The organism is Bdellovibrio svalbardensis (genome assembly GCF_029531655.1).
Classification (GTDB): Bacteria; Bdellovibrionota; Bdellovibrionia; order Bdellovibrionales; family Bdellovibrionaceae; genus Bdellovibrio; species Bdellovibrio svalbardensis.
The window spans coordinates 222,702-244,622 of the sequence record NZ_JANRMI010000002.1 but is presented as its reverse complement, the minus strand read 5'-3'; the positions used below and the strand labels follow the sequence as shown (position 1 = coordinate 244,622).

At 46.1% G+C, this 21,921-nt stretch carries 21 protein-coding genes; 13 read left to right on the top strand and 8 right to left on the bottom strand.

Annotated features, from left to right (window positions below):
* The first annotated feature begins 160 nt into the window (after positions 1-160).
* Together NWE73_RS06530 and NWE73_RS06525 are read left to right on the top strand one after the other, a co-directional pair.
* Entirely contained in the window at positions 161-1,480 is a 1,320-nt protein-coding gene (locus NWE73_RS06530; RefSeq protein WP_277577489.1) for an OmpA family protein, read from the top strand.
* 8 nt (positions 1,481-1,488) lie between these two features.
* Positions 1,489-1,809 carry a transcriptional regulator gene (locus NWE73_RS06525; RefSeq protein ID WP_277577488.1) on the top strand — a complete coding sequence of 107 codons (321 nt, stop codon included), beginning with the start codon at positions 1,489-1,491 and terminating at the stop codon, positions 1,807-1,809.
* A gap of 28 nt (positions 1,810-1,837) precedes the next feature.
* Here NWE73_RS06525 and NWE73_RS06520 read toward each other — a convergent pair whose 3' ends face one another.
* Positions 1,838-2,530 carry a protein-L-isoaspartate O-methyltransferase family protein gene (locus tag NWE73_RS06520; protein ID WP_277577487.1) on the bottom strand — a complete coding sequence of 231 codons (693 nt, stop codon included), beginning with the start codon at positions 2,528-2,530 and terminating at the stop codon, positions 1,838-1,840.
* A 43-nt stretch (positions 2,531-2,573) separates the two neighbouring features.
* Here NWE73_RS06520 and NWE73_RS06515 point away from each other — a divergent pair, with 43 nt between their 5' ends.
* From NWE73_RS06515 to NWE73_RS06500, 4 genes are all read left to right on the top strand, one after another.
* Positions 2,574-3,515 (top strand): hydrogen peroxide-inducible genes activator, encoded by a 942-nt coding sequence (locus tag NWE73_RS06515; RefSeq protein WP_277577486.1) that lies wholly within the window; start codon positions 2,574-2,576, stop codon positions 3,513-3,515.
* Between the two features lie 140 nt (positions 3,516-3,655).
* Positions 3,656-4,093 (top strand): Dps family protein, encoded by a 438-nt coding sequence (locus NWE73_RS06510; RefSeq protein WP_277577485.1) that lies wholly within the window; start codon positions 3,656-3,658, stop codon positions 4,091-4,093.
* A gap of 276 nt (positions 4,094-4,369) precedes the next feature.
* Positions 4,370-4,903 carry a hypothetical protein gene (locus NWE73_RS06505; RefSeq protein WP_277577484.1) on the top strand — a complete coding sequence of 178 codons (534 nt, stop codon included), beginning with the start codon at positions 4,370-4,372 and terminating at the stop codon, positions 4,901-4,903.
* A 134-nt stretch (positions 4,904-5,037) separates the two neighbouring features.
* Positions 5,038-6,879, top strand: a complete 1,842-nt coding sequence (locus tag NWE73_RS06500) for a hypothetical protein (protein ID WP_277577483.1) — start codon at positions 5,038-5,040, stop codon at positions 6,877-6,879.
* Positions 6,880-6,963: 84 nt separating this feature from the next.
* Here NWE73_RS06500 and NWE73_RS06495 read toward each other — a convergent pair whose 3' ends face one another.
* The 5 genes from NWE73_RS06495 to NWE73_RS06475 form a co-directional block, all read right to left on the bottom strand.
* Positions 6,964-7,170: a hypothetical protein gene (locus NWE73_RS06495; RefSeq protein ID WP_277577482.1), complete on the bottom strand. Its 207-nt coding sequence runs from the start codon at positions 7,168-7,170 to the stop codon at positions 6,964-6,966.
* A 6-nt stretch (positions 7,171-7,176) separates the two neighbouring features.
* Positions 7,177-8,094 carry an HNH endonuclease gene (locus tag NWE73_RS06490; protein WP_277577481.1) on the bottom strand — a complete coding sequence of 306 codons (918 nt, stop codon included), beginning with the start codon at positions 8,092-8,094 and terminating at the stop codon, positions 7,177-7,179.
* A gap of 510 nt (positions 8,095-8,604) precedes the next feature.
* Complete coding sequence (locus NWE73_RS06485; protein WP_277577480.1) at positions 8,605-8,931, bottom strand: hypothetical protein; 327 nt, start codon at positions 8,929-8,931, stop codon at positions 8,605-8,607.
* A gap of 350 nt (positions 8,932-9,281) precedes the next feature.
* The gene (locus NWE73_RS06480) at positions 9,282-10,991 is read right to left on the bottom strand and encodes a S8 family serine peptidase (RefSeq protein WP_277577479.1); all 1,710 of its coding nucleotides are present in this window, start codon (positions 10,989-10,991) and stop codon (positions 9,282-9,284) included.
* The gene (locus NWE73_RS06475) at positions 10,978-11,745 is read right to left on the bottom strand and encodes a hypothetical protein (RefSeq protein WP_277577478.1); all 768 of its coding nucleotides are present in this window, start codon (positions 11,743-11,745) and stop codon (positions 10,978-10,980) included. Before NWE73_RS06475 ends, NWE73_RS06480 begins: the two co-directional genes overlap by 14 nt.
* Before the next feature lie 402 nt (positions 11,746-12,147).
* Here NWE73_RS06475 and NWE73_RS06470 point away from each other — a divergent pair, with 402 nt between their 5' ends.
* Together NWE73_RS06470 and NWE73_RS06465 are read left to right on the top strand one after the other, a co-directional pair.
* Positions 12,148-12,543, top strand: a complete 396-nt coding sequence (locus NWE73_RS06470; protein ID WP_277577477.1) for a hypothetical protein — start codon at positions 12,148-12,150, stop codon at positions 12,541-12,543.
* Positions 12,544-12,785: 242 nt separating this feature from the next.
* Positions 12,786-13,187, top strand: a complete 402-nt coding sequence (locus NWE73_RS06465) for a hypothetical protein (RefSeq protein WP_277577476.1) — start codon at positions 12,786-12,788, stop codon at positions 13,185-13,187.
* A gap of 4 nt (positions 13,188-13,191) precedes the next feature.
* On the opposite strand, the gene NWE73_RS06460 is transcribed toward NWE73_RS06465, so the two are convergent.
* Complete coding sequence (locus NWE73_RS06460; protein WP_277577475.1) at positions 13,192-13,836, bottom strand: NrsF family protein; 645 nt, start codon at positions 13,834-13,836, stop codon at positions 13,192-13,194.
* Entirely contained in the window at positions 13,823-14,458 is a 636-nt protein-coding gene (locus NWE73_RS06455) for a sigma-70 family RNA polymerase sigma factor (RefSeq protein WP_277577474.1), read from the bottom strand. Before NWE73_RS06455 ends, NWE73_RS06460 begins: the two co-directional genes overlap by 14 nt.
* A 136-nt stretch (positions 14,459-14,594) precedes the next feature.
* On the opposite strand from NWE73_RS06455, the gene msrB reads away from it, so the two are divergent.
* The 5 genes from msrB to NWE73_RS06430 all read left to right on the top strand — a co-directional run bounded on the left by msrB (position 14,595) and on the right by NWE73_RS06430 (position 21,853).
* Entirely contained in the window at positions 14,595-15,110 is a 516-nt protein-coding gene (gene msrB, locus NWE73_RS06450; RefSeq protein WP_277577473.1) for a peptide-methionine (R)-S-oxide reductase MsrB, read from the top strand.
* A gap of 8 nt (positions 15,111-15,118) precedes the next feature.
* Complete coding sequence (locus NWE73_RS06445; protein ID WP_277577472.1) at positions 15,119-16,861, top strand: cytochrome c biogenesis protein DipZ; 1,743 nt, start codon at positions 15,119-15,121, stop codon at positions 16,859-16,861.
* An 18-nt stretch (positions 16,862-16,879) separates the two neighbouring features.
* Positions 16,880-17,464, top strand: a complete 585-nt coding sequence (locus tag NWE73_RS06440; protein WP_277577471.1) for a HutD/Ves family protein — start codon at positions 16,880-16,882, stop codon at positions 17,462-17,464.
* 123 nt (positions 17,465-17,587) lie between these two features.
* A complete protein-coding gene (gene ovoA / locus NWE73_RS06435; RefSeq protein ID WP_277577470.1) occupies positions 17,588-20,716 on the top strand; it encodes a 5-histidylcysteine sulfoxide synthase in 3,129 nt (1,042 codons plus the stop codon).
* On the top strand, positions 20,717-21,853 hold the full coding sequence (locus NWE73_RS06430; protein WP_277577469.1) for an aminotransferase class V-fold PLP-dependent enzyme: 1,137 nt from the start codon (positions 20,717-20,719) through the stop codon (positions 21,851-21,853).
* The last annotated feature ends 68 nt before the right edge of the window (positions 21,854-21,921 follow it).

Below are 21,921 nucleotides of genomic sequence, written 5' to 3'. Positions count from 1 at the left end.
AAAGCAGCAACAGTTCCGCCCAGCCGTTAGACGGTCCGGGATTTTAGATCGCTGTTCTTATGCATACAAATCCTGAGTCTCTTTGAATTTCTTTTACCTCCCCTTTTTGGCGGATTAGCTTTGAAGCAGATCTAAAAATCGCAACTTCAAGGAGGAATTCATGTTCTCTCGACAAATACCTGCCATCCTAGTGTTGGCCTTCGCCACCGGATTTATCGGATGCGCCAGCACTCCACCCACCGTGACTCCGATTTCCTCCACGGCCAACCCCGCGACAGAAATTCAACGAACCCAGGCCATGATCAATGAAGCGCGGGAACGTCAAATAGATGTTCTGTCTCCTACAAACTTCAACAAGGCGGAAGATGCTCTTAAAAAAGCTATTAGCAAAAAAGAAGCAGGGAAAAGCTCTGAAGACGTTCTGGAGCAACTGGCTTATGCCCAAAGCTGGTTGAGAGATGGCGTGAATAAATCGCAACTGGCAACCATGCAAATGCCAGAAATCGAAGATGCTCGTCGTGGTGCTTTGAATGCCCGCGCCAATGAGCTGTTGCCGAAAGAGTGGGCCAAAACAGGAAAGCAACTTGAAGCTGCTACCAAAGCCCTCGAAAAAGGAAGCCTTAAAACTGTCGACAAAAAAGGGGCTGATATCGTTGCGGAATACCGCAAACTAGAACGAGATGCCGTTGCCAAGGCAGTGCTTGGCCGCGCTGATGAGAATATAAAATTCGCGGAAAAAGACAAAGCCGAGAAGATCGCTCCTAGAACTTACAACGCTGCGACCATGAGATATGATAACGCCAGAAAAATAATTGATGCGAATCCGCGCAATACGGAAGTCATCAATCAAGCGGCCGCAGATGCAACACGTGAATCTATGCACTTACTTGAAGTAACCAGTAAGGTCAAAGCTGGAAACACAGAAGAATTGGTCTTACAGGCGGAACGTCAACAGCGCGCAATCGTAAATCTTAAAAAAGAAAATAATGCCGCTGAAAGTGAACTGAACGAAATGGCTCGCCAACAACAAGAGCTCGCTCGCAGTCAAGCCCTGGTAACTCAAGCAGCTTCCATCCGCCGTCAGTTTAAACCCAATGAGGCGGAGGTATTCACTCAAAACGGTCGCGTGATGGTACGCTTGAAAGCAATTCAATTTCCTCCTAATCAAGCCACTCTAGGCCCTAAGAATCAGGCGATGATGAAGAAAGTGAATGAAGCGATTGAACAAGTCGGACCGGCCAAAGTGATCGTACAAGGACACACGGACTCCACTGGAAATCCAAATAGAAACATGACCTTGTCAGAGCAAAGAGCCAAATCCGTTCAAGACTATCTGGTCGCCAACGGAGCCGTAACACTGGACAATGTCGAATCAGTGGGTGTCGGTTCTGCAAAACCGGTGAGTGACAATAAAACAGCTTCCGGTCGCGCCAAAAACAGACGTATCGATATCATCGTCGAACCCCTTTCTCCTAGATAGGAGTTATTATGACAAATTTACCCGGCAATGGATGGCGAGATCTAAAGCGAGAGCTCATGTCCAAATGGCATGAGCTCACAGAGCATGAAATTGAAAAAACCAAGGGCGAACCATTTTCATTGGCCGAACTATTAGAGCGAAAAGTTGGGATGAAAATTGAGGAAGCCAGTGAACATGTTCAAGAGATGGCTGAGCGATTTCATCTTTATGATGAGCCTAAGGAAGCTAAAGCGGAGCCCTTAAAGGAAAAGAAGGAACGAGTGCTGGAACTGAGCCCCAAAGGTTCACCAGAACCCGAAGAGAAACCCTGGGATAAAAGTCCGCACTGAATGTGCAATCTCCCGAGCCCTGTTCAACTTAAAGAGTCCCGTCTTGCAGGCGGGATTCTTTATTTTTAGCTATTCCATTGTCACGAACCACTGACTCAAAATTACATGGAATTGAGATCTTCACCTCTGGTTTGTGATCATGTTTCTTTATCAACTCAAGGAAATCACCGAAACCTACTCTTTTGTGCACAAAGGCCATCAGACCGCCTTCGTTTAAGGAATTAAAAAGCTTCAGTGGAAACTCCGTCGAGCCCGCCGTAAGAATGATACGATCAAAAGGCCCCTCGGCACTCAAGCCATCAAATCCATCCACATTCAAAACTTTGACGTTGGTAACATGCCGTTCTCGCAGAATCTTCTGTGCCCGCTGGGCAACTTCGGGGATAATTTCGGTTGTAATCAATTGACCAGATTTCCCAATCAAATAAGAAATCAAGGCGGCATTCCAACCACTTCCCGAGCCCAGCTCAAAGACCCGTTGTCCTTCGGCGAACTCCATTAAATCAAGAATTCTCAAAACTAAACTCGGCTGAGAAGCTGCTGACACAAAGGGTGGTTTTTCAAAAATTGAAAGTGGATCATCCTCATACGCTTCTTCATGACTGTATTCGGTTAGAAAGAGATGTCGAGGATAAGCATAATATGCTTCAACCACTCTTTCAGAGAGCGGCAAAGATTTTTTCAGCAAAGCATTTTGATATGTGTCTAATCGTGAATCCACAATTAAGCTTGCAAGCATTTTTAGCCAACGGCAATATTGTATTATGACACTCACTCAGCTCGAATATATCCTTGCCGTCGCCGACACAGGCAGCTTTAGCCAAGCCGCCCGACAATGTCATGTCACTCAGCCCACTCTGAGCATGCAGATCCAGAAGTTGGAAGAAACTCTGGGAGTGATTCTTTTTGATCGCACCAAGCAGCCCACCCGTCCAACGGCCCTTGGACAAATTATCTTAAAGCAAGCACGCCTGGTGATTCAAGATGCAGATCGTCTGAAAGAGCTCGTCAGTGAAAACAAAGGTGATCTGACTGGCGAAGTTCGCCTGGGAATTATTCCTACGCTAGCCCCTTATCTATTGCCATTGTTTTTGAAGAAAATTTTGCAGGCTCATCCACGGCTGCAAATTCGCATCGAGGAACTGGAGACTCAGACCCTCTTGGAGAAGATTCGCAACAACTCCTTGGATTTGGGACTTGCGGTGAGTCCAATTGATGATATCAACATCGCGGTCCATCCCCTATTCTATGAGCCTTTCCTGGTCTACGCCTCCAAGACACATCCTTTGGCGGATAAGAAAAGCATTGATGAAAAGGACCTGTCCCAAAATGATGTGCTTCTATTAAATGAAGGACATTGCTTCCGAGAACAAAGTCTGGCGCTTTGTCGAAAAAAAGAGACCTATTCATCCGACAAAAGTTTTTCATTTGAAAGTGGCAGTCTTGAAACACTAAAAAAACTTGTCGATCAAGGCAGCGGCTTCACCCTTCTGCCCTTGCTGGCCGCCCAGGATGTCAAAGACAAGAAACGTCTCAAGTCTTTCTCCAGCACAATCCCAACTCGAGAAGTCAGCTTGCTGCACGGCCCTCACTTCCAGCGTAAAGCACTGATGAAGGCTTTCATTGAGGAAATACAAAAGAATCTTCCTGAGGGACTGAGTCTAAAGAAGTCAGCTCACCAGAAAACCATAAATCCTGTATTGTAGCGATTATAGCGACCCACGAACGATATAGATTTAATCTATATATAGCATAGAAAAAGACGACTGTTCTTTAAGAGAAATTCGGCCTATTCTATTGTTGTTTAGAAGTCATCATTTTAGCCGTCATTTATGGGAGGAACACCATGAACAATGTCACTGAATCACTTAAGAAGACCTTGTCAGAAGAGTACATTCTGCAGCTTAAAACTCAAAACTTTCATTGGAATGTCGAAGGTCCCTTGTTCTTTTCTCTTCATAAGCTTTTTGAAGAACAATACAACCAGATTTCTGAGTTTGTCGACTCTTCTGCAGAAGTTCTACGTGCACTAAAAACTCGCGCGCCAGGAAGCTTTGCAGAATTCAAAACGTTTTCGACTATTCAAGAGGCTCCTGCTGATAAACTCAACGCGAATCAAATGATTGAGACATTGACTCAAGACCACACCAATGTGGCAAAGGTTTGCAAAGAGCGTTTGGAGGAAGCTGAGGAGGCCGGCGAAGTCAGCGCAGTGACTTTGTACGAAGACCTTATCACCTTCCACGAAAAAGCGGCGTGGATGATTCGCAGCCATAGATCATAATGATTTGAAAAAGGAGGGTCTCCCCTCCTTTTTTTTGTCTGGGAATTTTTCCCTTTTCCAACTTAGGAACTAATGTAAAAACATCAACGCGCTTTTCGAAACGGATGCGCCGAAGAAAACACACACAAAAGTCCGTAATACTTTTGAAAATCAAAGTTAAGCAACAGTGACTCGAGGGACAATCGTTCCTTTTAACACTTCACTTCTTTACATATTCCCATTTCCTCTCCAGTAGCTGCAAAATCTGCTCACACAAATCCACAAGGAGGAAATAAGATGAAGTTTTACGTATGCAGTTTGCTAACAACAGCAGCCCTGGCGCTACCGGCTCATGCCGCAACACCCGTTGATGAGACTCAGGACGATCAAGGCAAAATGGTGGTCTCAATGGTTGAGCAGAATTTGTTCAACCCACTTGCAATGCCAGCGTCTTGCACTGCTGTGATGCTTGATGATACTCAGAAGGCCTCAATGAAGCAGGCTTACTTTGAGTTCGCCAAACAAAAAAACACCCTCAGCGCTGAAGTGAAAAATGCCTGGCTGGATGTTCGCCATACTTTCATGAGCAAAGACTCAACAAAAGATGAAGGGACCGCTGCATTGACTGCAGCTAAAACTGCAATGAACAATCTGGGCGATGCCATGGGCATGCTTTCTATTAAGATCTTCTATGACATCTTAAAACCAGAACAAAGAGAACCAGCTTGGAAATGCATGATGGATCTCAAGAAAATGAAAAACGAGGAAATGCTGAGAGCTATGTGCGCAAAATTGCCGCCAGCAACTCCTACACCAACACCGACTCCATAAGTCTTCAGGGGCCGCCATAAAAGTGGCGGTCCTTACTTTTTCGTTCCACTTTGATACCGAGTCTTGAAGATGGTCCCACTCCACAAGTTTTAAATAGTTCCCCGCTAATATTTTGGCTATCAAAGGCGGGTTCTATGCTTAGCAAAATACTTTTATCCTTAGTCACACTAACCACCTTTCCGGCACTGGCCCAACAATCTTCCATGTGGGGTACCGGAATGTATGGAGGCACCCAAGGATGTTCTTACCAAAGAACCGCCGGCGCTGGCGCCCAAAGCCAGGACGATGAGACTAAAGAGATTCAACAAGCCATTCAGGAACTTCAGAAGCAAAAGAAGCAAAAAACCAACGAGAAAAGTCGTCTTGAGAAACGTGAAATTCGTGACTCTTTGGCGACTATCAATGACGTTCTTTCCTCGGAGCACAGTGAGTTTGTGATCTCGCATATTGATGCGGGCCGAAGCTGCTTAGAGTACAAAGGGATCGGCACCGCTGAGGACACCATTGCTTCTGGCGAAGAAGGCGGCACTGCTGTGCAAGCTCCCGGCACTGAATCTTCGGAACCCTTTGCTGTCGCAGAATGGGCGCAAGCCTGTGATCGCAATAAATCCGGGTCCGTTTCCGGTTCAGTCTGCTCCGTGCGCAAGTATCGCGCGGAAGACAAAGGAACTCACACTGTTGAAGACTGCAAAAGAGCTCTTTCTGATTATCGCAAACAGAAAATACAAAGAGATAAGCTCACCCGCGAAATTGCGGCCCTTGATCGTTCTATATTAAACGAAAAGGATCGCCTGAAGGATGCCAAAGAGGATGCCTTGCAAGCGAAACGTGATGGCCTGAACACACCAAGTACGGATACAGAAGGTGGAGTTTGTGTTGAATGTATCACTTCGGGCAATGGCTACACTTATCAAAAGCCACAAACAGATTGGGCCAATGTAGCAGCCAACGGAATGACTGGAATTCTTGCGACATACATGGGCTATCAACAAAATAAAATGACGGCAGAGTCCAACGCAGAGTTGGGCTACCCCACTCAATCGTACCCCGCTTGGGGATACGGCATGCCTTATATCGCGCAAAGTTTGTATGGCGCTCTCGGTGGTGGCACTGGTCAAGGTGGCTTTGGCTGTGGAGGAGGTTCGAGCGGAGTTGGAGGAGCCTTTGGCTATCCGTCTGGAATGATGGGACAGAATACGATGGGTGGCGGGATTTACAATGCAGGCATGGGCCCTTGGGGAATGAACGGGATGAATGCCCTTGGTGGCATGGGCATGTACGGCAACATAGGTATGGGTGCAATGATGAATTCCGGCTCGATGATGGGCTATGGGAACATGATGGGATACGGAAATATGATGGGTGGAATCATGGGCGGCATGATGAACTCTGGATCGATGATGGGTTACGGAAACATGATGAATGGTTCTGTGATGGGAGGAGCCCTCGGTGGAATGATGGGTGGACTTATGAATTCCGGTATGATGATGGGGTCCATGGGGGGCTACGGCAATATGATGGGAACTATGACCGGAAGTATGATGAATGGAATGATGGGAGGCGCGATGGGCGGTATGTTGAACTCCGGAATGATGACCGGAAGTATGACCGGCTCATTAATGGGCTACGGCTCAACGATGGGTGATACCTCAATGTTGCAATACCAACAACAAGCACTCCAAATGCAAATGCAATATTACCAGCAGTATCAACAACAACAAATGCAACGCTATCAATCTTTGTCATCACTGCAGAATGAAATGTACAGCCTGATGTACAAAATGCAAGCGATCCAATCGGGATATGGCTCAACGACCAATTATATCGGCAGCACCTCGACAGGCAGTCTTACCTCAAGTGGCTATACGACTTACCCAACTGGGGGCCTCACCTCCTACTCCACTTACGGAACCTCCGTCGTACCTTCAATTCCCGTCCCCAGCACTACGACCACAATCAATGCCACTGGACGATAAAAATCAAATTTCAATAAAGATTCAAAAAAAATGAGAGCTCACAAGGCTCTCATTTTTTTGCTCTGCTTAAAAACACCACACCTATCAACAGGGCCTCTTCTCTTCTCTTCTCTTCTCTTCTCTTCTCTTCTCTTCTCTTCTCTTCTCTTCTCTTCTCTTCTTCTTCTTTCTTCTTCTTTCTTCTTTCTTCTTCTTTCTTCTTTCTTCTTCTTTCTTCTGTTTTCCTTCTCTCTTCTCAGCTAATTTTTTCTCAGCACCCTCAATCGAGACTCGAATGGTGTGCCATCGCATCTGGAATCATCCGACTCGAAGCCCAGATTCCTTTCTGTACTTCAAACGATTATGTTGCGCACAAAGCACCTGAAGATTCTCAACTTCATTTCCGCCACCTGCCCACCGTGGCTGAACATGATCGATCTGCAAATGCCACCGACTGCCGCATTGTTTTCCAGAGGCATCCTTGAACTGACAACACTTTTGTTTTTGCAAAACATGCTTATATATTGTGGATCTCACCGCCACCGTGGCGGTAGAGCTCGCCTGAAGATTCTCACCCGCTGCTCTATCACAATTGGTTACTTGAGATTTTCCTCTAACTGCTGTTTTTTGTTTAATAACTTTGTCACTGACGAATTCTAGAAATGCTACCAAATCACCGGAAGGCAATGAATGCGACAAAAGTTCTTGCGCCTGTTTAATCTTATCATGAAGTTCTCTTGAAAGAGTCAACTCAACTCGAACACTCTCGTCAGCCTGAACCCTTGTATGACTATTTTGGCGTACGGGTAAATCAAAAAAAGAAGCCACCTGAAGTTCACTTTCAGAACGATTTAAACTGGATATTTGTTTGAGTAACATCATCTTGTCGTTAGGGTTGACTTTAACAGATTGAGTTCGAACGACCTCACGAGCTGCCTTTTGAACCAATGAAACTTGACTCAACTTAATTTCACCAGATTGAATCTTTGGCGCCATTTCAGGCACTTCTTGTAAGAGACGAGCCGCATCGATACGTCTTTGCGCGCTGCCCTCGCTATAACCGACAGATTTAGTCAGGTAATCAAACAAGCTGGGGAAACCCAATTCCAAATACATCCGTCGACCATCAATTTCTTTAATCGTCAGAAGTATCTCGCAAAGGACGTCTCGCTCCCGCTGCGCCAAAGTTTTCATGCGTTGATCCAGCTCTGTTTGATTTAAATTTCGAAGATTCATTTTTCACCTCACCAGTGAGCGCCAATATAACACGACTTTTATTTTGCAAAATACTCCCCGCTAGAGATGCCCTGAAAATCAATTCGCATAAAGCGTTCGTCCTTCTTTACGAAGCGATCATATCGAAAAACATTTAAAATGAATCAGGCCGCTACGATCGCTGCTCACAACAAAAAATAAACGACCAAAAAAAGCGTCAACAATTAAAATGACTATTTAAAATAAATACTTCCTCCGCCACTGTGGCAGTAAAATATCATGCGCCTCAGCATCGCGGATTCATAGATTCATAGATTCATAGATTCATAGATTCATAGATTCATAGATTCATAGATTCATAGATTCATAGATTCATAGATTCATAGATTCATAGATTCATAGATTCATAGATTCACCGCCGCGGTGGCGGTGGGTGCTTGGTGAAATTCAGAATTCTAAGCTTTGGCTTTATCAGCAAAAAAAGACCCCGGTCATCAACCGGGGTCTTTTGGCATTCCTGAAAACTTATATCTATTGAATGCCGCTGTTCTGCGACTCTTCTGGTGGTGGGCCGTGGTGTCTTCCGTCTCCGTTGCCGCCACCGAATCTGGTTGGCGGTTCGAATCCTTTTGCTTTCAGACAGGCGTCCATTTTTGTACGCTGCTCTTCATCCGGTGCTTGAGGTCGTTGGCCTGCTTCCGGCTTCGGCAAGCCGACTTCATTTGCGCATTCTGCGAAAGCGGCCCGCTTGGCTTCATGCTGACTGCTATCTTGCTGTGCAAAAACTTTCGAACCAGCAGCCATAACTGCTGCTACTGAAAGACCCATCACTAGTGCTTTTCTGACTTCGTTGTTCATGACACTCTCCTCTTTTTTATTACTTTAAAAGAGAACTATTGAAAACAAATGGAGGTCTCAAACTGGGAACGGATTCCTTTTTCAGCACCCTCCACAGTCTTTGCACAATCTCAGTCCAAGATAGATAGATAAGAAGATAAGAAGATAAGAAGATAAGAAGATAAGAAGATAAGAAGATAAAAAGATAAAAAGATAAAAAGATAAAAAGATAAAAAGATAAAAAGATAAAAAGATAAGAAATATTAAGCACAAATAAAAAAAGCGAAACTATCTGCTTCGCCTTTCCGTTTTCGTCTTGATTGAATCAATTGTCTTTAACTTTTTGCTAAACCATCATCACTTCAGCAAGCCTACTGCCCACCGACAAAGTTTATACTCCAATTCACCAAAGTTCCCGTCGTTCCGGACTGTGCATCGACGACTCGAATCGTCCAGGTGCCTGTCGAGTTCTCACCATAAAAGGCATTGCTTAATAAAACTTCTCCTCCGCTATAGTTGGCTTGATTCGTCAAAGCATTGACGGCATTGACCAAAATACTTTTAACTCCCGAGGGCGACGTCAGTTCTATAGCCAATTGTGAAATAGCGGCGTGGGTCACTTGCAGTTTAATTCGGACCGCTTCGATTTTCACATTATCCGAACCCACGGCAATCGCATTCGAAGCTCCGGCGGCAGTATAATCTGGAATCGCGGCATTCACCGTGCCTGAGGAAAACCAAGTTGTTTCATGATAAGTCCCCAAAGCAGAACTATAGGTCTTGGCCATCGCGACAGCCGCATCGACATTCACAGCTCCAAAGCCGTACCAATTATGAAACTTAAATCCCGCGCCATTGGTAATCCATTTTTGTTCCCAGTTGTATCCAACCGGCAATGAGATCTGATATGGATGAGTATAGTTTCCCGTCTCGGTGCCCGAGCGAGCCGTCTTCGCCAAAATGTATTTAACATCTCTCCAAGTAAGGCTTGGTTTCGCTTCCAGCATCAAGGCCACCGCGCCAGCCAAAGTCGGCGCTGCAGAGGAAGTTCCATTAAAAGTCGCTGTGTAATTGCAACTGGTATTGCCCTTTTGACCCTTCTCGAAAAGAACCGAAGTGCTGGCTGAACTTATGGACTCTCCGTTACCACAACCCGAACGATCGGTCGTAAACATGGCCGGTGAATCACTTCCGTGCTCTCCGCCGTAAGAGGAAATCCATAGATTCGCCCCCGGAGAAGAATAACTTGCAGAGCTTCCAGAGGAATCCAAAGCCGCAACAACAATTTGATAAGGATTGGCATCATCTCGATCAAAGTTCGAGTTGCCCAAGCACATTGAGCTGCTTGAACCATAGCATTGAACCTGATAGTCATTACCCGCAGCTTTGACGTATATCGCACCTTTGCCATTTCGCTGATTAGTCACACCATACTTTAGCTGTGCTTCGTAGGCACTCGCATAGCCACCATAGTCGTCATCGATATAGTTTTGATCAGCTCCCCAGCTCATGTTGGAAATATCAAAAGAACCTTGGGCCTGATCTAAGATTTTCGAGTAATTGGTATGAGTCACGACCGAGGAAATAATATTAGCGCTGGTCAACGAAGCTTTCGGAGCCACCCCACGCGAGCCAACTCCATTATCAGCCACAGCAGCAATAAGACCCGCCACCGAGGTTCCATGATTGTCACTGCTTGAACGCGGTGCCGAGGCATTGGAAAGATAAGGAGAACTCAAAGTGTAATCTTTCGATCCGCCACCATAAAGAAAATTACCATGAAGATCCTCATGGATGTCTTCAACTCCAGTATCGGAAACCTGGATGATAACGCCCTTACCTGTATAACCTTGCGCCCAGGTTTGTTGAAGATTCATGTCGACTCCGGAAGTTCCCGCATTTGAAGCAAAAACTTTCTGTCCAGTATTCTGGAGGTGCCATGAATAACTATAAAACGGATCGCCAGTATTGCTGGCCAGAACGGCAAATCCCATCTCTGAACAGTTGGTGAACATCACCGAGGTTGCAGCGAACATTGAAAACAAAGCGATAAGAATACGCAGTTTCTTATTTCTTTGCATAGCTTTGTGTCACAATCTCTAGGTTAACTTTTTCTACTCTGGGATCGTTCTTAAGACTTGTCAGCAATGCAACCAAATCAACCGGTTCTTTTCCCGCTGCCACATAGTAAAGACGAAGATGAGGAAAGACTTCCTTTATTTTCAAGTCATGATCCAAAACAAAACTCTCGAAATCACCAGCATCCTGCAAGGTCACAGAGATATCGCCAGTCACAATTCCCGTCCGATTTCGTGTCGGATTAAAAACAGCCAAGGGCGCTTGCGAATAGAAATGATTTTCGTCAGAAACGGAGTTCGAATTTTCGACAACTACAAAAGAACCGACACTTCCAAGCTCTTTGCCTTCACTGCCTTGATACGAAACTTTAGGAACGGCACTAACACCCTTCCAGACTTTCCAATCTTGCCCAGCCCACAGGCTTGAAGCACGAAGAGACTCCAATGAAGTCGGTGCCACAAAAGCAACAGCTCCAGCCCCGCCTCTATTTGGGGAAATACGCACCCGTGCGGGATTGTCCTGAAATAAAACCGGTTCATTTGCCACGGCACTGGGTGCCGAGCTTTCAGTCTGCGCTCTTTCTTCAGGAGCTGAAGAAGATTGTGAAGCTTCCCCATGATTTTCGTTAGAACTCTGTCGGCTTAAAGATGACGAAGCACTTTCCTCAGTAGAAGAAACAGAATGGCCAAAACCTCTCCAAAGGAAAAGTCCTGCGCCCACTAAAACGATTAAAAAGAGACCCTGGTTGCGCTTCATATCTATCTATAAATATCGGAATATTTTGAAGAAACCGTATCTAAAAAACCTGTTATTTTCGTTTCCCCAGCAAGGTCATAACCTGGCTGAATCGGGTCATTAAATTACTGATGTGTCTTTTCTCGGATGCATCAAAATGAGACCACATTTGACCTATATAAAGGTCTCCAGGATTTCTTGACCTTCAATCTAAATTACAACTGTTGAGGCAATGTGGAAAAAAGATCTACACAGATCTCTACAGGTGTATTCCCATTTACGGCTTTTTTTGTTCGTGTCTTAAAGTGAAACGGCCGCGTTGGCGTTTAATTCGAGAAGGCACCTGGCACCCATGGCACGTCTCTTGAGTATGTACATGAGTGAGACACAGTTTGAAAACGAACTTAAGAGAGAGGATTTTATATGAAAACGAATCTAGTAAAAATCGCGAAAGCCTTGGTATTGGCTTCAATGACTTTGCTTCTTGCTAACTGCTCTAAAGACAACGGCAGCTCAGCAACGAACACTGGCTATGTTTGGCAAAACGGCCAATGCTATAGCACGACGACAGGTCAATACACGACAAATACAGCTCTTTGCAACTCTGCAACTGGCGCGAATACTTGTAACGGAACTTATTACTACGGCAATAACTACGGCCAAACGATGACGATTCAATGTAGCTCTACGAGCACAGTTTACTACAGCAGCAGCTACCAATCTGGTTACAACCAGGTTTACAACTGCCGCGGCTTGTACCTCTATCAATTGGTCAACACTGGCACTTCACAACAGTACCAACAGATCATTTGTCAGTAGTTCCAAGTTAAGGTTTCAAAGTTATAAAGTCCTCGCCAACTCCCTTACCAGGAGTTGGCCCTCTCAATAGAGAGAATTCGAGGGCCGCTCGAACAAATCCGAAACAAGATGGAACAGTGCCATTTTGAGGACAGATTGAAAAGTTTTTTAAAAGTCTTCCCCTACATATCAGTAAGTTGATATCCAAGGTCATTTCCGTTTAAAAGCTCCTCATCTACAAAAGATGAATCCAGGAGATTTAAATGAAAAGCCTTCTTTTTGCTATTGCATCCCTTGTTACCATTTCAACCTTTGCTCAGCCTGGTGGCGATATTCAAATCACTCGTCTTGAATGCAAGTCCGTCAAAAACTACGCAGATCTTTCTACTACCATCAAAGTTCTTGAAGGTGGCCTTGCTGGGATTCCACAAATTCAAGTCTCTCACTCCACCCTAGTCGGTGTTGTTACTGAAAGCTATTTCGCCAAAAAAATGACTACAGAACGCGCAAACGACACTCTGGTTTATGAAGGCCGTGGAATCCAACTGAGCGTGAATTTGACTGCTCAATCCCCGACTGAAGGAACTTACCCAGGAACTCTAATGACCCAAGAGGGTGATCAAACTCCTGAGTACCAAGAGTTCAACTGCACCCTGCTCAAATAAAAAACTACCACCGAAGCAGTCGCCCCATGAAGGCGGCTGCAATTAACGAAGTGATAATGCCCGGAATAACAAAGTGCCACATCACGACATGCATTCCGTTATCATCGCCACAGTTAAGTGTAATCAACACACCACCAATAGCTAAGCCAGCTAAGCCAATCAAGACAGTTGAAAGACCGGGTCGACGACTCGCCCCTCTTTTCAGGCGGTAGAGAACTCCCGCCCCCAAAACCACTGCGGTCGCAGTGGTCGCCAATGCACAGCGACTGCCGTCCAGGGCCAATCCTTCCAACAAACCTGCCGTGTTCATTCCCATCAATCGCAAGAAATGCCATAAAAGAATTCCCGCAAAATTGAGACAAAAGATCACCGCCAATCCAGGGGAAACTTTTCGTCCCGGTGTCGCCAAATTAAATGCCAGCGAAAGCCCCAGAAAACTAAAAGCAGTCCAGAGTGAAATGCCTAACCAAAAATGAAACTGCAAACTTTTAACAGAGAAATCATGGCGAGGACCGGATAACAGCAAGCCCAGCGCAACCAAGACAAATCCAAAGAGCGTATATTTCAATGCCATCTTCGCAGGCGCCGCCCAAGGAGTGACAGGCTTCAACTCGTTAGAAAGTGTTGAAATCAAATCATCTGTCTTCACGAGGAACCTCCTTTTCCAGTTCTTGAACTTTTTCCTGAACCTTTTCTTGTAGGGACTTGATCGCCCGGTGCACCGTCACCTTCACGTCGCTGACCGAGTAACCCGTCTTCGCCGAAGCTTCTTCCATTGAAAGCCCCTCGATTTTGACCAGCAACAGGATCTTTTTCTGCTTTTCCGGCAACAAATCAATGAGCTTGTCCGCATCCAACGAGGAGTCTGATTCAAAAACCATCAAGTTTTCCAGGTTTTCAAGTTCATCATCCAATGAGACCGTCGAACGAAGAGCCACTTTGGATCGGCGTAAAAAGTCTATCACCTTGTAGCGAGCGATCGCATACATCCAAGGCAGGAAAAACTGCTCGGGATTGTAGGTTTCACGCTTCTGATGAATCGCCAATAAAACTTCCTGAAGAACATCCTCTGCCGAGTCTTCCGCAGGAATGCGGAATCTTCGGAAAGAATTGCGAATATACTTTGACAGCATTTCACGCATCTTCAGAAGAGCCTGACGATAACTCTGCGAATCGCCCCCTTGAGCCAAACGCATGAGTTTTGACAGTTCCGCCTCGTCCTTATCTTGGGCAAGGTGGCCTTTCACTTCTTTGGTACTCACTTCTTTCATTCGCACGGCCTTTAAGAATAGTTACAAAGTGAGATATCTATTACTATCGCCACATCGAAAGTCTAACTATGAGATACGAAAATTCAACTGTAACCTTTTTGTAGACTCAACGAATAAGTCAGTACTAGGAGGTTCTATGGGACATAAAGCCCTTTTAACATTACTGATTCTGGCCGCAAGCAGCACAGTCTTGGCCAAGGACTTCAGTGCCTATAAAAAGCCATCTCAGGCTGACCTCAAAAAACAACTGACAAATGAACAGTTCGAGGTCACACAAAAAGACGGCACCGAAGCGCCGTTTCACAATGAGTATTGGAATAACCATGAAGAAGGCATCTACGTCGATGTTGTTTCTGGCGAACCACTGTTTAGTTCCAAAGACAAATATGATTCCGGCACGGGCTGGCCCAGCTTTACGAAACCTCTCGATGCGAAGTCAGTGAAAACAGAAACGGACCGCAGCCTCTTTATGGCGCGCACCGAAGTACGCAGTCGCTATGCGAACTCTCACTTGGGGCATGTCTTTGATGACGGTCCTCCGCCCACAGGAAAACGCTACTGTATGAATTCAGCGTCGCTCAAGTTTATTCCGGTGAACAAGCTTGAAAGCGCTGGATACGGTGAATACTTGCCTTTGTTCAAGAAGAAATAGGAGCCAATATGTTACTCTTCTTACTTTCTTACATCGGTGGCGTATTAACCATCTTAAGTCCCTGCATTCTTCCCGTGATTCCCTTTGTGTTTGCAAAGGCTGATCAACCATTTCGTAAGAGTGGTTTGCCACTCTTACTTGGAATGGCGATCACATTTGCAGGCTTCTCCAGCTTGGCAGTTTTGGGTGGCGCTTGGGTCGCTCAAGCTAATAATTGGGGACGATGGATCGCAATCTTTCTAATGACAATCTTTGGTTTGACTCTGGTATTTCCGCAATTTTTTGAAAGAATCTTTGAACCACTCACTCGCCTGGGTTCAAAAATCTCCAACAGTTCAGGATCAAGTGCAAAGCAGTCGTCTTTCTCGCACTCTATGCTTTTAGGAGCTGCCACGGGGCTTTTATGGGCTCCGTGTGCGGGACCGATTTTAGGTTTAATCTTAACTGGAGCCGCGACCCAAGGAACTCCCGAAAAAGCAGTTTGGTTTTTGTTCGCCTACGCTTTAGGTGCGGCCACCTCATTGATGTTGGCCCTTGTTGCCGGAGGCAAGTTCTTAGGAACTTTGAAAAAATCTTTGAAAGCCGAACGCGCGGTGAAAACAACTTTGGGTATCGCGGTCCTTCTTGGTGTCGCCGCCATATCTTTCAATCTGGATCGCACCGTTTTGACTAGAATCTCCCGGTTGCAAACTGAAGATTTGGAAAGTCATTTGATTGATCTCTTTAAACCCTCGAGTGGAATTGTCGCTGCGGGTACGAAGGAGGATCCCATGCTGGCGCTCTCGCCAAATCTTGCGGGGGCTACAAAATGGCTGAACTCCCCAGCCCTGACACTCGAGTCCCTCAAGGGCAAAGTGGTTGTCGTGGACTTCTGGACTTACTCTTGTATCAACTGTCTGCGCACTCTTCCCTATGTCAAAGCTTGGGCTGAGAAGTACAAAGACCAAGGCTTGGTTGTCATTGGTGTGCACACCCCAGAGTTTGCTTTTGAAAAAGATCCCGAAAATGTCGCCAAAGCTTTGACGGATTTGGGAATCACGTATCCGGTCGCAATGGACAACAATTATTCCATCTGGAATACTTTCGAAAATCGCTATTGGCCGGCTCACTACTTCTTTGATCGCAATGGAAAAATCCGTCATCACCATTTTGGCGAAGGAGGCTATGCAAAGTCTGAACAAGTCATCCAAGAACTGCTTCATGAAGGTACGGGCCAGAAAATGAACACATCAGATCTCGTGACTTCACAGGTTCAGGGCGAAGGTGCTTTGGCCGCCTCCAAGTTCAGTGACGTCAAATCACCGGAGACTTACATTGGCTATGCCCGCGCAAAAAACTTGCACATTGATCCGGCTGTGAAAGCGGACAGTCCGGTCAAATACAAAAATATCACCCCCCTCAAACTCAATGAATGGTCCATGTCTGGAAGTTGGAACATTGGAAAAGAAAAGGCTGTGGCGGTCAAATCGAAAGGACGAATCATCTATCGCTTTCACGCCCGGGATTTGCATTTGGTCTTGGGCCCGCAAACGCCAGGCACTGCCATTTCATTTCGCGTCACTCTTGATGGCAAAGCCCCTGGTAAAGATCATGGAGTAGATATCAATGAAAAGGGTGAAGGCATTGTGAATGAAAATCGCCTCTATCAACTGATCCGCCAAAGAAGTGAGACCGAGAAACTGGAAGATAGGACTTTTGAAATTGAATTCTTAAGCCCGGGTGTTGAAGTTTTTGCGTTTACCTTTGGCTAAGTGTTAATCTGGAAGGCGATGACAACATTGCAGGTGCTCAAATATTCCGACTACAAAGTCATGCCTTGGAAAAATGGCCTTGGCATGACAGCACAGATTGATATTTTTCCAAAGAATACAGAGTTCCCCCCAAATTCTTCTGATGAAAGTTTTTTGTGGCGCGTAAGTTCTGCCTCCGTCCAAAACAACAACCCTTTCTCCCAATTTCCTGGATGTGATCGCTACCTGGCGGTTTACCAAGGCCAAGGTCTTCGCTTGAATGAAAAGGACCTTCGCCCGACTCAAATCCTTCAATTTCGAGGAGAAGATCCCATCCAAGGTGATCTCATTCATGGTCCCGTTTTAGACATTGGCGTCATATACCGCCGCGAAAAAGTCCATGCGACGATGAGTTTTGTGCAGGCCTCGCCTGGTCAAGCATTAGAACTCACCCTGACCCACAAGACTCACTACATTTTCTGTGCTCGAGGCAAATTTCGCTGTCAAGAAATGAAGGTCTCAGCAAAGGAAACTCTGATAATCAACAAAGCATGCGATCTACAGGTGATTGCCGAAGGAAATGAAGATCTTCAACTGTACCTAATTCAACTTTCGCTTAGATAAACTTAAGGGGCCTAGGTAGTGTTCCTGAGCGACTGGGCAAGTCAAGACAAACGGAGTGTCAAACATTGTAGATTCGGGTGAATAATTATATCCTATCTTGTGCCTTTTCACATGGAGACCACAATGTCTTATACTGTCTCACTACAAAGAAATCCGAATCTATCCATTCCTCAGGTCGACCGCACTGGCGCGAATGAGGTTCAAAACTTTTTTGGTAAAAACTGGTGGACGGGTCTTCCTCCTGAGGAATGTGCTGGTTACCATCCTGAGCAAAAATTTCTTCAAGCACTGCCCTTGGTGAATTTGCAAATCTGCACTCGCCAAGATGTCTTGGATTATTTCAACAACACTTGGACACTGACGGAAGTTCTGTTCTCTGCTTTGAAGAACGAGGCGACTTACATTCGCCCTCCTTATCATGAACTACGTCATCCCTTGATCTTCTATTACGGCCATCCCGCAGTTCTTTACTACAATAAACTTCGACTGGCTGGGATCGTCAGCAATCCAGTGGATTTGTATCTGGAGAAAATTCTTGAAACCGGCGTCGACGAGATGAGCTGGGATGATATGTCCAAAAATGAAATGCAGTGGCCGAAGGTTCAGGCTGTGCATGAGTATCGTAAAAAGATTTACGATATCGTGGTGAATGTTATTAAAACTCACCCTGACCTGGAGCCAAGCGCACAACGAAATCTCGGTCCCTCATCCCCGCTCTGGTCTTTATTCATGGGTTTTGAGCACGAGAAAATTCACTTTGAAACTTCCAGCGTACTTATTCGCGAGCTTCCTCTGGAATTGGTGGAAACGCCCAAGCACTGGGCTCCGCTGCATCCTTCCGCTCTTACGAAAACCCCTTCAAAGCCTGTGGCGGGAAAAGACTATCCAGTGGCGGAATGGGTGCAAGTCCCGGGCGGCAAGGTGGAATATGGAAAGCCACCTTCGGCGCCTTCTTTTGGTTGGGACAACGAATATGGTTCTCGCACCAAAACTGTGAAGGACTTCCAAGTTACCAATCAACTGATCAGCAATGGCGAGTACTACGAATTTGTAGCCGGCTTGGGCTATATCAATGACAAGTATTGGAGTCAGGAAGGTTTGTTATGGAGAAAGTTCCGTAACACCAAACGTCCGACTTTTTGGGTGGCCCATGGACCGGAAGGACTTCACGACTACAAGCTTAGAACAATTTTTGAAATCGTTGACATGCCGTGGAGCTGGCCCGCAGAGGTCAACTATCACGAAGCACAAGCTTACATTCACTGGAAGCAAGAGAAAGATCACGGTAAACTGATCTATCGATTGATCACAGAACCCGAACATGTGCGTTTGCGTGAGACCGACACTGACCCTGTTTTGCAAAAAGATTCTTACAACAACCGCGCAGAGTCTTTGCGCTCACTTGATTACAACCTGAACTTCCAATTCTCTTCCGCAAACCCTGTGAATTTCTATTCAGGAAATAAACTGGGCGTGAAAGATCTCTTTGGAAATGTTTGGCAATGGGCTGAGGATCAATTCAATCCCCTCGATGGATTTAAAGTTCACCCCTTGTATGATGACTTCTCGACTCCCTGCTTTGATGGAAAACATCAGATGATCTTGGGCGGAAGCTTTATCAGTTGCGGGCATGAAGCCAGCAAATGGGCGCGCTTTCACTTTAGACCTCACTTCTTCCAGCACGCAGGTTTCCGTATTGCCGCAACTTTGGATGGCAGTTCTGACAACGAATCCACCAAGCTCAAACAAGCTGGCGACTATGTTCATCCGCGCCGACAAAATGTGCGCGATCAGATGCAGCACACCGATTGGTGGAAAAAGGTCAATCAGCCTCTAGAGCTGGATGAAACGGAAATGAAGGAACTTTGGAATCAAACTCAAAGCACCATCTTGAAGTTTGAATTGCATCGCGCGGAACTTTCGCCGATGGGCACGGCTTTGGATCCTGCCACCAATGACGTTGCCAAAGACTTCCGTCTACCTTATCAAAGCGTGAAGACTTTCCCTGATCGCCCCGATGACTTTCAAAAACTTTTGAAAACTGTATTGGAAGAACTGGTTCCAACGGGACAACAACCTGGTCATCCAGGCTATATGGCTTATGTCGCGGGAAGCGGAAATGCGATCAGCAATATGGCGCAAGCTCTGTCACAGACTTTAAATCAATTCACTGGTCATTATAGTCTGTCGCCAGGTTTGGTCAGCCTTGAGGCCGAGGCCCTTCGTTGGGTTTTGAACATGGTCGGTTATCCATCTCAGAGTGCAGGATTCTTCACCACCGGTGGAAGTCTTGCGACCTTGTCCGCTATGAGTCTTGCGCGCAAAGCAAAATTCAAAGGATACGATCTCAGCCGCGCCCGATTCTATGCTTCGGCACATGCACATCACTGCGCTGGAAAATCATTAAGCATCCTGGGATTCCCTAAAGAGGCTCTGACCTTGATCGCTGTGAATGACAAACTTCAGATGAATGTCCCGGAGCTAGAAAAGCAGATTGCCGCCGACCTCGCACAAGGTCTTCAACCTGTTTGTGTGATCGGAACTGCGGGCAGCACCAACACAGGGGCCATTGATAACCTGGCTGAGATCTCGGTTATTGCGAAAAAGAACAATCTTTGGTTCCACGTTGATGGAGCTTATGGTGGCTTCTTCCTTTTGACGGAAGAGGGTCAGAATCTGCTAAAAGGAATTGCTGAATCAGATTCGATTATTCTTGATCCACATAAGTCGTTGTCGCTTCCTTATGGAACCGGCTGCTTGCTTGTGCGCGATCGCGCCTTGATGAGTTATGATTACACCGGGGCTCCGACGTACATGCCACCATCTCCGGGACTTCAAGATGAAGACGGTCGTTTAGATTTTGCAGACATCTCTCCAGAACTATCCCGAGACTTCCGAGGCCTGCGCTTTTGGTTGCCGATTAAGACATTGGGCATCGGTCCCTTCCAGGTCAACTTGGAAGAGAAAATGAAATTGGCAAAATATCTCGCCAATGAGCTGCGCGGTATTTCGGACTTGGAAGTTCTGGCGGAGCCGCAACTTTCGATCGTAAATTTCAAGATGAAAGAGTCAGCAATGACGCGCGAACTTTTGACTCATATCAATCAGTCACAAAAGATTTTCCTCAGTGGCTGCACGGTGAATAAAGAGTTTGTCATTCGTGTTTGTTTGTTGGGCTTCAGAAGTCATTTCGCTGAGGTAAACACCCTTTTGGAAATCATTCGCAACTCTTTGAAAGAAATGGGCGTGTAAATGAGTTTGGCTAAGCTTGCAGAATTCCAAGTGCAATTTGCTAGAAAACCCGGACTGATTCATTTGAATAATGCCGGCTTAGCACCAATCACCCTAGCGGCTCGTGATAAAGTTCAGTATTGGGCGGAGCGCTTTTACCAAGAAGGCTTTTGGACTGATGCTGATTATATGGCGGATGTTTTGTCTACTCGCCACGCCTTGGCTTCTTTGATTGGCTGTCAACATGATGAGATCGCCTGGTATCAAAGCGCTGCGGGAGCGATCAATCAATTTGCCTTCGGTGTGAATCTTCAGCCCGGCGATGAAGTGGTGATCTGGGACCAAGAATACTCCAGCCATCTTTATCCTTGGAAAGAAGCTTGCGATCAGGCGAAGGCTTCTTTGAAGGTCTTAAAGTCCGAAGCAAATTTACAAACTCCGACTGAGAAATATCTTGAAGCTTTGACAGAGAAAACCAAAGTCGCGGCCTTTAGTTGGGTGCAATTCAGCTCTGGCGCTCGAATGGATACGGAAGCAGTCATCAAAGAATGTAAAAAACGCGGTATTTTGGTTTTCATCGACATCGCTCAAGGCCTTGGCATTCACCCTTGTAAACTTTGGCAATGGGGCGCTGATGCTGTCGCTGGTGGTAGTCACAAATGGCTTGTGAGCCCCGTGGGCGTCGGTTATCTCGCTATCCGCAAAGAACTGGCGATGCGCATGAAACCACGTGTGATTGGCGCTTATACTTATGGGACCTGTGATGATCCTTCTGACTTTGCATGCGAACCAAAAAGAGATGCCACAAAGTTCGAACCCGGTTCAAAACAAGTTTTGGAAATCACCGCTCTGGGTGCTTCCTGCAGGCTGATCCACAATGTTGGCGTGGAAGTCATCGAGGCCGAAGCCTTAAGACTTGCCAGCAAACTGCGCGAAGGTTTGGAAAGCAAAGGCCACACCCTGCTCAATCCCTTCGGCAAAGCTGCTATTTCCCCGATGGTGAATTTCTATCCCAAAGAAAACATCTCCATCGAAGAAGTCATCACCACCTTGAACAATCACCACATCAACTTCGCCCGACGTGGCGGGGGCATCCGCCTCTCCACACACGCCTTCAACACCGAAGAAGAAATAACAAAAGTCCTTCGCCTCCTCTAACCAGGTGGCTTCATCAGCAAAAGGTGCCAGGCACCTTTTGCTTCACTCTGTGCATTAAAAAAGGGAGC

Bases quoted from the DNA above. Each gene is read 5' to 3' on its own strand.
- NWE73_RS06510 (WP_277577485.1), top strand. From the start codon at position 3,656: ATGAACAATGTCACTGAATCACTTAAGAAGACCTTGTCAGAAGAGTAC.
- NWE73_RS06480 (WP_277577479.1), bottom strand. From the start codon at position 10,991: ATGCAAAGAAATAAGAAACTGCGTATTCTTATCGCTTTGTTTTCAATG.
- NWE73_RS06525 (WP_277577488.1), top strand. From the start codon at position 1,489: ATGACAAATTTACCCGGCAATGGATGGCGAGATCTAAAGCGAGAGCTC.
- NWE73_RS06440 (WP_277577471.1), top strand. From the start codon at position 16,880: ATGACAACATTGCAGGTGCTCAAATATTCCGACTACAAAGTCATGCCT.
- msrB (WP_277577473.1), top strand. From the start codon at position 14,595: ATGGGACATAAAGCCCTTTTAACATTACTGATTCTGGCCGCAAGCAGC.
- NWE73_RS06455 (WP_277577474.1), bottom strand. From the start codon at position 14,458: ATGAAAGAAGTGAGTACCAAAGAAGTGAAAGGCCACCTTGCCCAAGAT.
- NWE73_RS06430 (WP_277577469.1), top strand. From the start codon at position 20,717: ATGAGTTTGGCTAAGCTTGCAGAATTCCAAGTGCAATTTGCTAGAAAA.
- NWE73_RS06505 (WP_277577484.1), top strand. From the start codon at position 4,370: ATGAAGTTTTACGTATGCAGTTTGCTAACAACAGCAGCCCTGGCGCTA.
- NWE73_RS06465 (WP_277577476.1), top strand. From the start codon at position 12,786: ATGAAAAGCCTTCTTTTTGCTATTGCATCCCTTGTTACCATTTCAACC.
- NWE73_RS06495 (WP_277577482.1), bottom strand. From the start codon at position 7,170: ATGCGATGGCACACCATTCGAGTCTCGATTGAGGGTGCTGAGAAAAAA.
- ovoA (WP_277577470.1), top strand. From the start codon at position 17,588: ATGTCTTATACTGTCTCACTACAAAGAAATCCGAATCTATCCATTCCT.
- NWE73_RS06500 (WP_277577483.1), top strand. From the start codon at position 5,038: ATGCTTAGCAAAATACTTTTATCCTTAGTCACACTAACCACCTTTCCG.
- NWE73_RS06470 (WP_277577477.1), top strand. From the start codon at position 12,148: ATGAAAACGAATCTAGTAAAAATCGCGAAAGCCTTGGTATTGGCTTCA.
- NWE73_RS06475 (WP_277577478.1), bottom strand. From the start codon at position 11,745: ATGAAGCGCAACCAGGGTCTCTTTTTAATCGTTTTAGTGGGCGCAGGA.
- NWE73_RS06530 (WP_277577489.1), top strand. From the start codon at position 161: ATGTTCTCTCGACAAATACCTGCCATCCTAGTGTTGGCCTTCGCCACC.
- NWE73_RS06515 (WP_277577486.1), top strand. From the start codon at position 2,574: ATGACACTCACTCAGCTCGAATATATCCTTGCCGTCGCCGACACAGGC.
- NWE73_RS06445 (WP_277577472.1), top strand. From the start codon at position 15,119: ATGTTACTCTTCTTACTTTCTTACATCGGTGGCGTATTAACCATCTTA.
- NWE73_RS06490 (WP_277577481.1), bottom strand. From the start codon at position 8,094: ATGAATCTTCGAAATTTAAATCAAACAGAGCTGGATCAACGCATGAAA.
- NWE73_RS06485 (WP_277577480.1), bottom strand. From the start codon at position 8,931: ATGAACAACGAAGTCAGAAAAGCACTAGTGATGGGTCTTTCAGTAGCA.